At 71.1% G+C, this 13,468-nt stretch carries 7 protein-coding genes and 1 other RNA gene; 4 read left to right on the top strand and 4 right to left on the bottom strand.

What is annotated here, in order from left to right; genetic code table 11:
* Positions 1–39: 39 nt before the first annotated feature.
* Positions 40–1,614 (bottom strand): alanine/glycine:cation symporter family protein, encoded by a 1,575-nt coding sequence (locus tag ABD893_RS00385; protein ID WP_345075498.1) that lies wholly within the window; start codon positions 1,612–1,614, stop codon positions 40–42.
* A 293-nt stretch (positions 1,615–1,907) separates the two neighbouring features.
* On the opposite strand from ABD893_RS00385, the gene ffs reads away from it, so the two are divergent.
* An RNA gene (ffs, locus tag ABD893_RS00380) (signal recognition particle sRNA small type) lies at positions 1,908–2,004 on the top strand.
* Positions 2,005–2,190: 186 nt separating this feature from the next.
* Positions 2,191–3,609: a TIGR01777 family oxidoreductase gene (locus ABD893_RS00375; protein ID WP_345075497.1), complete on the top strand. Its 1,419-nt coding sequence runs from the start codon at positions 2,191–2,193 to the stop codon at positions 3,607–3,609.
* Positions 3,610–3,697: 88 nt separating this feature from the next.
* Here ABD893_RS00375 and ABD893_RS00370 read toward each other — a convergent pair whose 3' ends face one another.
* Together ABD893_RS00370 and ABD893_RS00365 are read right to left on the bottom strand one after the other, a co-directional pair.
* Complete coding sequence (locus ABD893_RS00370) at positions 3,698–5,020, bottom strand: MFS transporter (protein WP_345075496.1); 1,323 nt, start codon at positions 5,018–5,020, stop codon at positions 3,698–3,700.
* A gap of 401 nt (positions 5,021–5,421) precedes the next feature.
* Positions 5,422–6,936, bottom strand: coding sequence for a dicarboxylate/amino acid:cation symporter (locus ABD893_RS00365; RefSeq protein WP_425548322.1), 1,515 nt, complete (start codon positions 6,934–6,936; stop codon positions 5,422–5,424).
* 266 nt (positions 6,937–7,202) lie between these two features.
* On the opposite strand from ABD893_RS00365, the gene ABD893_RS00360 reads away from it, so the two are divergent.
* A complete protein-coding gene (locus ABD893_RS00360) occupies positions 7,203–8,381 on the top strand; it encodes an AI-2E family transporter (RefSeq protein ID WP_345075494.1) in 1,179 nt (392 codons plus the stop codon).
* On the opposite strand, the gene ABD893_RS00355 is transcribed toward ABD893_RS00360, so the two are convergent.
* The gene (locus ABD893_RS00355) at positions 8,318–9,721 is read right to left on the bottom strand and encodes a hypothetical protein (RefSeq protein WP_345075493.1); all 1,404 of its coding nucleotides are present in this window, start codon (positions 9,719–9,721) and stop codon (positions 8,318–8,320) included. The two genes, ABD893_RS00360 and ABD893_RS00355, sit on opposite strands and share 64 nt — an antisense overlap.
* 153 nt (positions 9,722–9,874) lie before the next feature.
* On the opposite strand from ABD893_RS00355, the gene ABD893_RS00350 reads away from it, so the two are divergent.
* Positions 9,875–13,429, top strand: a complete 3,555-nt coding sequence (locus ABD893_RS00350) for a DNA polymerase III subunit gamma and tau (RefSeq protein ID WP_345075492.1) — start codon at positions 9,875–9,877, stop codon at positions 13,427–13,429.
* Positions 13,430–13,468 lie beyond the last annotated feature (39 nt).

The raw sequence follows: 13,468 nt of genomic DNA, 5'->3' as shown, positions 1-13,468 counted from the left end.
TGAGGGGTGTCGGTTGGGGTGCGACCGATCCCCAGCGGCTCACTTCTTGGAGACGCCCTCGTCCTCCAGCTCGCCGCCGGTGCGGCCCTGGAGGGCGTGGCCGTCGGCCCGCAGCTCCCAGAACTCGGCGTTCTCGATGCCGAGCTTGCGCGGATCGAACTGCGGATCCAGGCCGGCCTTCTTCTGCTCGCGGTAGTCCTTCAGCGCCTTCAGGGCGGGGCCCTGCAGGAACAGGATGCCGATGACGTTCAGCCAGGCCATGGAGCCCACGCCGATGTCGCCGAGGCCCCAGGCGGCGCCTGCGGAGGTCACCGCGCCGTAGGCCACGGAGACCAGCACCAGTGCCTGCAGGAGGCGGAACAGCGCGCGGGCGAGCGTGCGGTTCTTCATCTTGCGGGTGAGGTAGGTCAGGTTGACCTCTGCCATGTAGTAGTACGCCACGATCGTGGTGAACACGAAGAACGCGAGCGCGATGGCGATGAATGTCGGACCCAAGCCGGGGAAGGCTGAGTCCAGGCCCTGCTGGACGAAGCCCGGACCGGGCTCGACGCCCAGGTGGAGATCGCCGATGCCTCTGCCGACGAGGTCCGCCTCGGAGACGGCGTCCGCCCCCGGGTAGTCCTCGTTGGTGAAGGTGTTGAACATTCCGGTGGAGATGATGATGAACGCGGTCGCGCTGCACACCAGCAGGGTGTCGATGTACACGGAGAACGCCTGGGCGAAGCCCTGCTTGGCCGGGTGGGAGACCTCGGCGGCCGCGGCCGCGTGGGGTCCCGTGCCCTGGCCGGCCTCATTGGAGTAGATGCCGCGCTGCACGCCCCACTTGATGGCCAGGCCGATGATCGCGCCGAAGATCGGCTGGATGCCGAAGGCGCTGGCGAAGATCAGCTCGAACACGCGCGGGATCGCCTCGAAGTTCATGAAGAACACGATGATCGCGATGATGATGTACGAGATCGCCATGACCGGCACCGCGACCACGGCGAAGTGGGCGATGCGCTTGACGCCGCCGATGACGATGAAGCCGAGCAGGATCACCAGGCCGATTGCGGTGACCCAAGTGGGGATGCCCCAGGCGAGGTCGATCGCCGAGGCCATGCCGTTGGCCTGCACGCCCGGCAGGAAGAAGCTCATCGCGACGATGGTGACGATGGCGAAGAGGATGCCGTAGAACATCGACAGGCGGGGGGCCTTGTGCTTGTAGGCCCGCTCGAAGTAGAACGCCGGGCCGCCGCGGTACTCGCCGGTGTCCGGATCCTTCTCCTTGTAGATCTGGCCGAGGGTGCACTCGATGAACGAGGTGGAGGCGCCGAGGAAGCCGGAGACCCACATCCAGAAGACGGCACCGGGGCCACCGAAGGCGATCGCGGTGGCGACGCCGCCGATGTTGCCCATGCCGACGCGACCGGCCAGCGACATCATCAGCGATTGGAAGGAGGAGGTCCCGTCCGGGGAGGTCTCGCCCTTCTTCAGCTGATCGAGCATGTCGGGAAGGTTGCGGATCTGGAGCAGCCCGGTGCGAATCGTGAAGTACAGGCCGACGACGAGCAGGCCGCCGATGAGGGGGATGGACCAGATCAGCCCGTTCGCGCCCTCGATGAGATAGGCGATCATGTGTGCTCCTGAGGGGATAGGGGAAGCGACGACACCCTTGGCGTCGCGCACAGAAGTGACCGCAGTCACCGCCTCGTGCTGGATGGAACATACCGGACAGGCAGGGCTCTGAGGGTCCTTTCAGCATCCTGTGGCCGGGTCGTTATGCAACCCGCAGCCGGGGAGCTTGCATTCGCCCTGGTGGTGGCGGCCTACGGGAGTGATGGGGCTGTCGCTCACCGTCTCCCGGCGTGTCGTGACGGGAGTCGCTCAGCAGGGGCTCGAAGTCGAGGCAGGACAGCCGTTACACTGGTGATGACCCCTCGTGCGGTGTCATCTTGCTGAACTCCCCCAGGGCCTGACGGCAGCAAGGGCAGGTGAGCTCTGGCAGGTGCACGAGGGGTCCTTTCATGCCCGGGGGCAGGCCATGTCCGGGGGAACACGAGCGGGGGCTGCCCCCACCGCGGCCGGGCGGATGCCCCGCCTCGCACCCCAGACTCCGTCACCCCGTCCCGCGTGTAGCATCTGCATCTTCCCTCGCCGCCCTGCGGTGCGTAGCGTGGCCGGTGACCACCGTGTCTGAGGCAGGGAGCCGCCATGAGGATCGAGACTGTGCATCGGACGCCCCATCCGCAGGCCGACGTGCTGGCCTGGTACGACCGGCCCGGGGCGCTCGTACGTCTGACCCCGCCCGGTCTCGCCTCGGCCGATGCGCCGGCGACTGGGGGGATGAAGGCCGGACGGCTCGTCGGGGTGCGCGTCGGCCCGCCGGCTCTGCCCACCGCGCTGCGACCGCACTGGATCCTGCGCCATCTCGAGCACGATCCGCAGGGCCGCTTCGTGGACCAGCAGGTTCGCGGGCCCTGGCGCACCTGGCGCCATGAGCACCGCATCGAGTCTGCAGGTTCCGCGACGACTGCAGACGGCACCAGCACCGCCGGAGCCACCGCCGGCGCCGCCACAGAGGTCCGCGACAGCATCGAGTTCGAGCTGCCCCGCCGGCTCGAACGCCTGACCCCTCTCGCTGAGTCGCAGATGCGTCGCCTGCTCGACTTCCGTGCCCGCCAGCTGCGCGACGACCTCGCCTTCCATGCGCGCTGGGCGCAGCTGCCGCGCCGCACCATCGCGATCACCGGCTCCTCGGGCCTGATCGGCACCCAGCTCGCCGCGCTGCTCGAGACCGGCGGGCACACGGTGCGCCGGATGGTGCGCGAGAGCCAGGTGGGTCCGGGAGAGATCTCCTGGGACCCGAGGTCCGGCGAGCTGAACCCTGCCGATCTCGAGGGCGTGGATGTGGTCGTGAACCTCGCCGGCCGCTCGATCGCGACCCGCTGGACCTCGTCCGCGCGGCGCGAGATCCGCGGCTCTCGGGTCAACGGCGCGACGCTGATCTCCCGCACCCTCGCAGGTATGCGCGAGGGTCCCACCGTCCTGGTCCAGGCCTCCGCGATCGGCATCTACGGTCCGCGCCGTCCGGATGAGCTGCTCACCGAGGCGGATCCGGGCGGGGAGGGTTTCCTCGCGGACCTGGTCCGGGACTGGGAAGGCTCGACCCATGCCGCTGCGGAGGCCGGGGTGCGGGTCGTGCATGTGCGCACCGGGATGGCGCTGACCGACGGCGGCGGCCCGCTGCTTCCCCAGCTGCCACTGTTCCTCGCAGGAGTGGGGGGCAGGCTCACCGACGGTGACGCGATGACCTCGTGGATCACGCTGGATGACATCGTGCGCAGCTTCGCCCACGCCGCGCTCAGCGCCGAGCTGCACGGACCGGTCAACGGGGTCGGGGCGCAGCCGGTGAGCGCCCAGGACTTCGCCCGCACCCTCGGGAAGGTGCTGCACCGGCCCTCACTGCTGCCCGTGCCGCCCTTCGGGCCGCGACTGGTCCTCGGCGGGGCGGCAGCGGACGAGCTGATCCGCACCGACCAGAACGCCTCCGACGAGAAGCTGCGGGCGAGCGGCTTCGAACCCGCGCACCGCACCCTCGAGGAGGCGTTGCGCCACGCGCTGCGGCGATAAGCCGGGGAGTTGCCGAAGTGCCGAGTTGCCGAGGCGCTCAATTACCGAGATGCGGAGTCGCCGGGCGGTCGAGCCGCTTCGCAGCAGCTCAGAGATGCTCGGTGGGGAGCTCCGTGAGCGTGCGGGCCTCCTCGCGGACCTCGTCATCGCTCAGCTCATGCTTCGCCGGAGGCTCGACGTCCGCCGCACGACAGGCCAGCGCGTTGACCACGGCGGCGAGCACCACCAGGGCGGCAGCGCCGACGGGCAGCCACATCGCGAGCTGAGAGCCCGCGCTCTCGGCGACTGCGCCGGTCAGGGCAGAGGCGGCGGACTGGCCGACGATCGTGGCCGAGCCGAGCATGGTCATCACGGTGGCGGAACGGCCCTGGGGGCTGCGCTCGGCGGCGAGGCTGTAGAGCGTCACGATCGTCGGCCCGATCCCGATCCCGGCGATCGCCATCGCCACGATCAGGCCGCCCAGACCGCCCGCGAGACCGAAGCCGATCATCGAGGCGAGCATCAGCGCGGAGAACACGAGCCACCGCGCCGAGAGCCGGAACCGCTCGGGGAAGCGCGCGACCGACAGCGCCAGGATCGTCGAGCCGACGCCCATCACGCCGTAGACCAGACCGGCGGATTCGCCGTTCCCGGTGTCGGCGAGGAAGGCGGTGAGCGAGGTGAGCACCGTGCCGAAGAACAGACCCACACCGAGCGCCCCGGCGACGACCACCAGCACACGGAGCGTGCGCAGCTCCCGGGCGGGGGCCTGGACGACGGGCGCCTCGGCGGTCGGAGCGGCGACCTTGGCGGTGGGGTGCAGGGCGAAGGCGGTGACGAACAGCAGCGTCAGCACCGCGGCGCCGATCATCGGGGCGGCCGGGCTGAGGGTGGTCGCGAGCAGGCCCACCACCACTGGCCCGAACACGAACGCTGTCTCGTCGGCGGCGGATTCGTAGCCCATGGTGGCGTTCAGGCTGTGGGCCCGTCGGCCGCTGGGCAGGCGGGTGAGGATCAGGTGCACCAGGCGGCTGCGGGAGAACGGGCCGATCTGCGGGGAGGAGGCGCCGATGATGAAGCCGACCGCGAGCACCGCGATATCGGGCAGGGAGCTGAAGGCCACGGCCGCGATCGCCAGCAGCGCGAGCGAGTTCACGATCCCGGAGATCAGGATGACCGGGCGCTGCCCGATCCGGTCGGCTGCGGCGCCGAGCAGGGGGCCGACGAGCGCGGAGCCCAGCCCCACCACGGCCGAGTTCACGCCGCCGAGCCAGATGGACTCGCGCGCGGAGACGACGAGGGTCAGGGTGCCCACGACCATCATCGCGAAGGGGAAGCGGGCCACGAACGCGATCGGGAAGTAGGCGGTCCCGGCGACGCGGCGAAGGGTGGTGGGCGCCTGTGGCGCGGGGGAGGTCTGCTGAGTGGTCATCACTGCTCCGGACGGGGGTGCCGCCTTGGACGATCCACTCTGTGGACCCGAGGTAGATGCACTGCTGAGGCCCGGGAGAACGGGCCGATCTGACGGCACCACTCTAGGGTCCGACGGCGGGACCGGCCAGGATGCGCAGCCCGGTCGTGCCCGGATTCACCCCATGGTCCGCCCCCGCCGGCGAAGCACCCCACCCGCGCCAGCGGGGCTGCTCACCCGCGTCAGCGGGGCACCCCACCCACGCCAGCGGGCCTGCTCACCCACGCCCGCGGGGCGCCCCACCCGCGTCAGCGGGGCAAACATGGGCGATAGCCTCGGCCATTCGCCCATGTTTGCCCCGCTGGTTCGACTCGACCCCGCGTGGTGCCACGCTCGCGCGGCGTGCCACGTGCCGCGCGCGATCAGGCGGTGGCGGGCTGCTTCTCCGGCTCGCCGCCGGAGGTCTCGCCGTCGGCTGCCTGTCCGTCGAGCTCGTCTGCGTCGGCTGCACCGGCGGGGGCGTTCGCCTCCACCGCAGCCGTCTCCTCGGCCTGGATGACCTGGAAGGAGGTGCGGCGAGTGGCGTCGTACGTCGGCTGATCGAGGATCTTCTCGCGCTTGGAGACGATCACGGCGACCAGCGACTGGCCGGTGACGTTCAGGGCGGTGCGGCCCATGTCCAGGATCGGGTCGATCGCGAGCAGCAGGCCCACGCCCTCGAGCGGCAGGCCCAGGGTGGACAGCGTGAGGGTGAGCATCACGGTCGCGCCGGTCATGCCGGCGGTCGCGGCGGAGCCGAGCACCGAGACCAGCACGATCAGCAGGTAGTCGGTGATGCCCAGCGGCACCCCGTAGAAGTTCGCGACGAAGATCGCGGCCAGCGAGGGGTAGATCGCGGCGCAGCCGTCCATCTTGGTGGTCGCGCCCAGCGGGATCGCGAAGCTCGCGTAGTGACGGGGCACGCCCATCCGCTCGGTGACCGTCTGGGTCATCGGCATGGTGCCCAGCGAGGAGCGGGAGACGAAGCCCAGCGAGGTCGCGGGCCACACGCCGCGGAAGAAGGAGCCGATGGAGAGGCCGTTGAGCTTCAGCAGCACCGGGTAGACGACCAGCAGCACGATCAGCATGCCCACGTAGACGTCGACCGTGAACACGCCGAGCTGGCCGATGGCCTCCCAGCCGTAGGAGGCGACGGCGTTGCCGAGCAGGCCCACCGTGCCGATCGGAGCCAGACGGATGACCCACCACAGCAGCTTCTGCACGATCTCGAGCGCGGAGCCGGTGAACTTCAGGAAGGGCTCGGCCTTCTCGCCCACCTTGAGCACCGCGATGCCCACGGCGATGGAGATGACCAGGATCTGGAGGGCGTTGAAGCTCAGGGAGACGGAGCCGTCCTCGCCGGCCTTCCCGGCGATGCCGAGGAAGTTCGAGGGCACGAGGCCCGTGAGGAAGTCCATCCAGCCGCCCTGGGTGGAGGAGGCGGCTTCGGCGGAGCGATCCACGCCGGAGTTCTCGCCGGGGGAGGTGATCACGCCCAGCGTGATGCCGACGCCGACCGAGATGAGGGCGGTGATCGCGAACCACAGCAGGGTCTTCCAGGCCAGGCGCGCAGCGTTGGTGACATTGCGGAGGTTGGCGATCGAGGTGACGATCGCGAGGAAGATCAGCGGCGGGACCAGGGCCTTCAGCAGCGTCACGAAGATGGTGCCGATGGTGTCGAGCGCGGTGGTCAGCCAGTTCGCGCCGTCACCGCCGTCCTCGCCGGCCCCGGCGACGGGGCCGATCTGGGCGGCGACCAGGCCGAGGACGATGCCGAGGACGAGTCCGATCAGGACCTGCCAGCCGAAGGGGATGCCGAGGATTGCGCGCAGCGGGTTGCGCTGGCGCGTCGCGGTCGTGGAGGAGGAAGGGGTCGAGGTGCTCACGAGGGGCGACATTACGCCGACCTGATCGCTCTTTCAACGAAATTGCTATGCGGTCACAGTAGAGAAACTTTGGGGTTTGGGGGTGGCGCATCGTGGGGCTTGGGGCTCCCGGTCCGTAATGGCCCCGGTGGTCGACGATGGATGCGGCGCGTGGTTCTGTCGATCCGCCGATCTGTCGGTGCGTCGATCCAGGGTCCGACGTTCGGTCGAGGGGCGGCCGACGGTTCCTGGCCGAGCGGCGGATGCGAGACGGCGCAGCGATGGTGCATCGTGGCGGCATGCCTGAGAGCTCCCCGGATCGCCACCGCGCTACCTCATCGATGACGGACTCGTCGATGACGGATCCGGCGGCGGAGGATCAGGCCTCGACGGATCCGATGCCACACGGCGAGCCCGCGAAGGACGATCAAGAACCGGTCTTTGGGGAGAAGACCTCGAGCCGCTTCGCCGCCGACATCGAATACACCGGCAGCACAGGGCGTCATGACTACTTGGTCCGCGTGCGTCACCGGCTCCTGGACACCACGTTCACCGTGGCCATCGACGGCATCGAGCACGATCCGAAGGCGGAGATGAAGGCGCGATCCCCGGAGGAGAGCGCTGAGCACGCCGCGGGGCCCTGGGCCGAGGACGACCTGCGGTTCACGCTCAAGGACGGGTTCACGACCCTGCTCTGCACGGTGCGACGCCCTCGGGACGAGGGCAGCTATGTCAACGCCGAGGACATCACTGTCCGCACCGTCGGCCTGGGCGGCGCCGGCGAAGTCGATATCCGTCACGGCTTCAAGCGCATCGTGCTGGTCCCGGCGGACGGGTCCCCGTCGGCCGCCCGCGAGGAGAAGCGCGCCGCCCACCCCACCCGCTATGCGCTGGTCGCCGCGCTCACGAAGTCAGCCCGCTATCTGGTGCCGCTGCTCGGCCTCGGTGCGCTGTTCAGCGGACTGCTGGACCCGCTGGTGAACTGGATCGAGGCGCGGGTGCGTCCGGCGCTCGAAGCGATCGCGCGGATGACCGAACCGCCGCGGGAGTGGATCGCACAGCTGCTGCGCCCGATCCAGGAGTTCCTCGAGGCGGTGTTCTCCCCGATCAAGGAGTTCTTCGCCATGCTGCTGCGGCCGGTGCGGGACCTGCTGGCCTGGCTGGTGGGGCTGCTGCCGGATATCGACCTCCCCTTCGGCATCCCGGAGTGGGTGGTGGATCTGGCGATCCCGGTCGTCGTGGTGGTGGCGGTGTTCTCGGGGACACGCAAAACCTTGCGCAGCCGCGGGGAGCGACTCGCCGCAGCGAAGGCCATGAGGTCTCCGACGGCGGGAGAGCCGGGGCCGGCAGCGGAGACCGGGACCTCAGGGAACGCCGGGAGCGCGAAAAAGGCGTCGGACCCCGAGGTGGAGGATCAGGCGCGCTCCGAGTCGCTGCCCTCCGAGGGCGTGTCCTCGTCCTGTGGCGGCGGGTCGTAAGGGTTCGGCACCCGGGCGCTGTGCCCGCTCCGGCGTCGGGCCTCGTGATCGACCCGCTGCGTGCGCAGGATGGCGACGGTCAGCACGACGAGCACCGCAAGTGCCGCCATCGCGAGCCCGAAGCGGAGCTCCCCGGGCTCGGCCCCGGCGATCAGTGCACTGAACACGAAGATCATGAGGATCAGCAGTGACAGCAGCCGCACAGAGGCGACATTGCGCCGCCGATCCGCGGGCCTCGTGCTGAGTTCGTTGTCCGCGACCATCACCCCCGGGAGGAACAGCGCCGTGACCGGCAGGACCACCGCCACCGAGAGGACGAGCCCGCCCACCATGCCCGCGCCCGCGGCGACCAGCATCGCGAATCCGACGAAGGCGACCACGGGCGCTCCCGCATCGACCAGCCCGCCGTCGCCGATCGAGGCGAGGTGCTGGGCGGAGAATCCCGTCCAGACCGGGGGCAGCAGCCCTGTCAGCAGCGATGGCATCAGAGCGATCACGCCGATCGCCGGTGGTCCCGCGATCGTGCGATAGAGCGCCGCCATCGGTATCCCGAACTCCTCGTCGGGGCGCCAGAGGGACTCGAGCACAGCCCAGAGCATCGGAACCGCCGGGGTGAAGACGACCACCATGGTCAGCCGCTCGGCCGTGTCGCGGTCCACCTCGGTGAGCGAGAACATCAGCAGCGCGGCCAGGGAGACGATCGCGCCCACGACCACGAGCAGCCTGGTGACCGGGGACAGGAGGCGGGACAGCAGCCCGTCCTCGGCATGGGTCACGTTCTGCGGTCCGGGGCCCGACTCGATCCGGGTGCGGAGGCGCGACATCGAACCGGTCAGCTCACTGCGCACCTCTCCGACCGCGTCGCGCACGGACCGCGCACGACGGACCATCAGCACGACGCTCAGGAGCACCACCAGCAGGGTCGCGACCGCAGTGCCCACGGCGAGCAGATACGGGAGGTCGGGCGCGAGTGGGACGCCCTGCCGCAGCCGGGGGAGCGCACTGCCGCGGATACCTTGCGCCTCGGCCAGCACGAGGGTGAGACCGAGGGAGAGGAACGCTCCCGCCGCCACGCACAGGGCGGGGACCGCGTCCAGGAGCCGGGGCGCGCGCGTCGCCCGGAACCAGCCGATGCCACCGGGCACGACGACGGCGAGCAGGACCAGGTGGATCGCACCGATCGCGAGGTAGGGCCAGACCTCGCGGGAGCTCGTGGCCCTCCCGATGAGCACGGTCCCAGCAGGGGCGCTCAGCAGCAGGACCAGCCCGACCACCACGTGCACGGCGGTGGTGGGTCGGGGGCGCAAGGGAGGGGTGGCGCGGTCCGTGTCGGTCGTCACCTCGAGAATTCTCCCATGCCGGGTGGCGGTGCTGAATAGCTGAATACGGGTGTGGATCCGACAGACGCCGGGGAGCTCGCCCGACCGTTCCTCCACAGATCCTCTTCGTCCCCAGCGGTGAGGAAGGTCGGCACCCTCGACTAGCCTGTCGGGGTGGCCATAGCTCTGTATCGACGTTACCGCCCGGAGTCCTTCGCCGAGGTGATCGGCCAGGACCACGTCACCACGCCCCTGCGGCGTGCGCTGCGTGCCGGGAGAGTCGGTCATGCCTACCTGTTCTCGGGCCCGCGCGGCTGTGGCAAGACCACGTCCGCACGGATCCTCGCGCGCTGCCTGAACTGCGCGGAGGGGCCGACGGATATCCCCTGCGGGCAGTGCGACTCCTGCCGTGACCTCGCCACCGGCGGGACCGGCAGCCTGGACGTGGTGGAAATCGACGCCGCCAGCCACGGTGGTGTGGATGATGCCCGTGAACTGCGCGAACGCGCGTCCTTCGCCCCGGTGCGGGATCGCTACAAGGTGTTCATCATCGACGAGGCCCACATGGTCACCTCCGCCGGGTTCAACGCGCTGCTGAAGCTGGTCGAAGAGCCGCCGGACCACGTGAAGTTCGTCTTCGCGACCACTGAGCCCGACAAGGTCATCGGCACCATCCGCTCCCGTACCCACCACTATCCGTTCCGGCTGATCCCGCCGCAGGTGCTGGGCCCCTACCTCGAAGAGGTCTGCGCTGCGGAGCAGGTCACCGTCGGCGAAGGAGTGATGCCGCTGGTGGTGCGCGCCGGCGGCGGCTCCGCCCGTGACTCGATGTCGGTGCTGGACCAGCTGATGGCCGGGGCCGACGAGGGCGGTCTCGACGTCGCCACCGCGATCGCTCTGCTCGGCTTCACCGATACCGCGCTGCTGGACACCGCGGTCGCCGCGATCGCCCAGCGGGATGCCGCTGCGCTGTACGGCGCGGTCGAGCATGTGCTCGCCACCGGCCACGAGCCGCGCCGATTCGTCGAGGACCTGCTCGAGCGGATGCGCGATCTGATCGTGCTGGCCGCCGTGCCGGACAAGGGCGCCGATCTGCTGCCGCAGGTCGCGGCCGGTGACCTTGAGCAGATGCGTGGCCAGGCCACCATGTTCTCCCCGGCGGATCTGTCGCTGTGCGGCGATCTGGTCCACGAGACCCTCTCCACGATGAGCGGTGCGACCTCTCCGCGGCTCCACCTCGAGCTGCTCGCGGCCCGCCTGGTGCTGCGCAACGAACGGGCCGCCCTCGCCGCCGGTGACGGACCTGCACCGGTCGGGACCGGGGCGTCTGCCGGGGCAGGGGTTCCGGCGGCGGCGCCGGCCCAGGGCGGTGGCGCTTCTGGTGCCCCCGGTGCTTCCAGCGCGCGTGACGAGGCGCGACGCATCGCCCAGCAGAAGGTCGAGGCGGCACGCCAGGCCCGCGGCGGACGCCCCTCGGCGCCCACCGAGACGCGGGACCAGTCCGCCCCGCAGCAGGCGCCGGCGCCGGCCGGGTCAGCTCCGGCCGCAGCCTCACCTGCTGCCCCGACCGCGCCCGAGAGTGCGGCGCAGCAGAGCAGCCACGCTGAGGCTCCCGCCGCGCAGGGCGCCACCACCTGGGCGCCCACGCCCACGCAGCAGGAGCAGCCGCCGCCAGCTCAGCCACCCTCCGCACAGCATCCTGCTTCGTCGCAGGCGCCCTCCTCAGCGCCGCAGTTCGCAGCGTCGCAGGAGCCGCCGGCGGCGCAGGACGCTCCCTCGGCGCAGCAGCCGGGCGGCCCGCCGTCGGAGTCGTCGGAGCCCACCGCGCAGCAGGACGCGCCGGCTGCGTCGGCGCCGGGAGGTCTCGATGCGGATCATGTGCGTGGCCATTGGTCCGCGATCCTGGACGAGCTCCAGCAGATCCGGCGCCCCAGCTGGGCACTGGTGTCCCAGAACGGGCACGTCAACGGCGCTCACGGCAGCACCCTGGTGATCGGCTTCCGCACCGAGGGGCTGGTCAACGCGTTCCACCGCGGCACCGCCGGGGAGAACCTGGCCGACGCCGTGCGGCGCATCCTGCACACCGACGTGTCCATCGAGGCCGTGGTGGGGGAGGGCCCCGGCCCCGGCAGCAGCGGCGGGCCCGGACCCGGCCCCAGCGGCGGAAGCGGCCCCGGATCCGGCGGCGGAAGCGGCGGCGGGCCGAGTGGACCCGGCGGTTCGGCAGGGCAGGGCGAGCCGAGCGGGTCCGGCGGTTCGGCAGGGCAGGGCGGTTCCGGTCCTGCCAGTGGGTCCGCAGGACCGGTGAGCTCGCAGGCAGCACGCCCCGAGCCGGATGCGCAGCGGTCCGCCCCGGCTCGATGGGGAGACGCCGCAGCCTCCTTGCCTCCACGCGGCACCACCGCGAATACGGCGACGAGCACCTCGGCGAACGCTCCGACAGGCACGTCAGCGAACCCGCTGACGAGTGCTGGAGCAAGCGCTGGAGCAGGTACAGCAGCGAGCAACGCGCGGCCGACCCCTCGCGAGGAGCCCCCCGTCTCGCTCGGCCAGCGGGCCTCCGATCGCGCCATGCAGGCCGCAGCTCGCGCAGCCCAGGCGGGCCGCGGCGGCTCGGCCGCCGAACGCGTCGAGGACTTCGCCCCTGAGCCCGACGACCCCTACCCGCCGGACCCGCGCGACGAGTACCCGTCGGACGATCACGGGGCGCGGAACGAGCCGCCGCAGCAGGCTCCCGCGCAGCGCCCGCATGGCAGCGTCGGGGGAGGGGACACCGGAGGAGAGGGCGCCGGGCGCTGGTCCGATGCGCTGCGCCAGGCAGAGCCCGGCCAGGACGGGTCCGCCCACGCCGTGTCGGCCGGCACCCCGCCGACCAGCAGCCCGCGGTCATCCAGCCCCGCACCCGGCAGCTCAGGGTCCTCCAGCCCCGCGCCTGCCACCGTCGCGACGAGCGGCGAGATTCCCGTGGTGGACGACGAGGGCCGTGACTCTGTCTCGTCTGAGGAGCCCCGCACCTACGGACAGAATGCGCTGAAGCGTGCGATCGCCGAGGGCCGCGTCGTCCGCTCCCGTCCGGCGCAGAACGCTGCTGCAACGGCTCCTGGTGGGTCCGCCCCCGAGGGGGCCGGCGCGTTCGGGGCCATGCCCGCCGACGCGAACGATGCTGGCCTCGATGTCACTGGCGCCGCCGAGGAGCCGGGATCCCCCGCTCTGCAGTCTGCGCCGCAGAGGGGGCAGGACTGGGCCCCGAGCGCGGCCTCCGCGAACATCTCCCCGCACGCTGGCACCGCACCCTTCTCCACGGGCACTCCGCCCGAATCCGCGACCGCTCGTGCCGCTGCCACCTGGGGCACTGTCGCCTCGACCGCCGGCTCCGCGGTGTCTGAGTCGCCGGGGCAGGGACCGTCGAGCTTCGCCCCGTCTGCGTCGGCCCCGTCGGCCCCCACCTCCTCAGCTGCGGCTCCCGCGCAGTCCGCGCCTGCCCGCAGCGGCGCCGCGATGGTGCGTGAGGCGGCGCTGGCAGCGCAGGCATCACGTCCGGCGGGTCAGCGCTTCCGAGGCGCTCGTGAGACCCAGTCGGAGGAGTCCATGGCGGGCGTCGACCCCACCGGGGGCGCGACCCGTGATGATGCGGACGCCACCGGCGCCAACCGCAACGGCCGTGAGGTCATCGAGAAGCTGCTCGGTGGCAAGGTCCTCGAGGTCATCGACGAGAACCGGCCCCGCTAGACCTTCGGAAGGCTGGCTTTCGGAAGACCGGCCGGCGCA

Source organism: Brachybacterium paraconglomeratum, from assembly GCF_039541415.1.
GTDB lineage: Bacteria > Actinomycetota > Actinomycetes > Actinomycetales > Dermabacteraceae > Brachybacterium > Brachybacterium paraconglomeratum_A.
The sequence above is the reverse complement of the archived record's forward strand: the minus strand, read 5'-3'. Positions and strand labels throughout refer to the sequence as shown.

Bases quoted from the DNA above. Each gene is read 5' to 3' on its own strand.
- ABD893_RS00385 (WP_345075498.1), bottom strand. From the start codon at position 1,614: ATGATCGCCTATCTCATCGAGGGCGCGAACGGGCTGATCTGGTCCATC.
- ABD893_RS00375 (WP_345075497.1), top strand. From the start codon at position 2,191: ATGAGGATCGAGACTGTGCATCGGACGCCCCATCCGCAGGCCGACGTG.
- ABD893_RS00370 (WP_345075496.1), bottom strand. From the start codon at position 5,020: ATGACCACTCAGCAGACCTCCCCCGCGCCACAGGCGCCCACCACCCTT.
- ABD893_RS00365 (WP_425548322.1), bottom strand. From the start codon at position 6,936: ATGTCGCCCCTCGTGAGCACCTCGACCCCTTCCTCCTCCACGACCGCG.
- ABD893_RS00360 (WP_345075494.1), top strand. From the start codon at position 7,203: ATGCCTGAGAGCTCCCCGGATCGCCACCGCGCTACCTCATCGATGACG.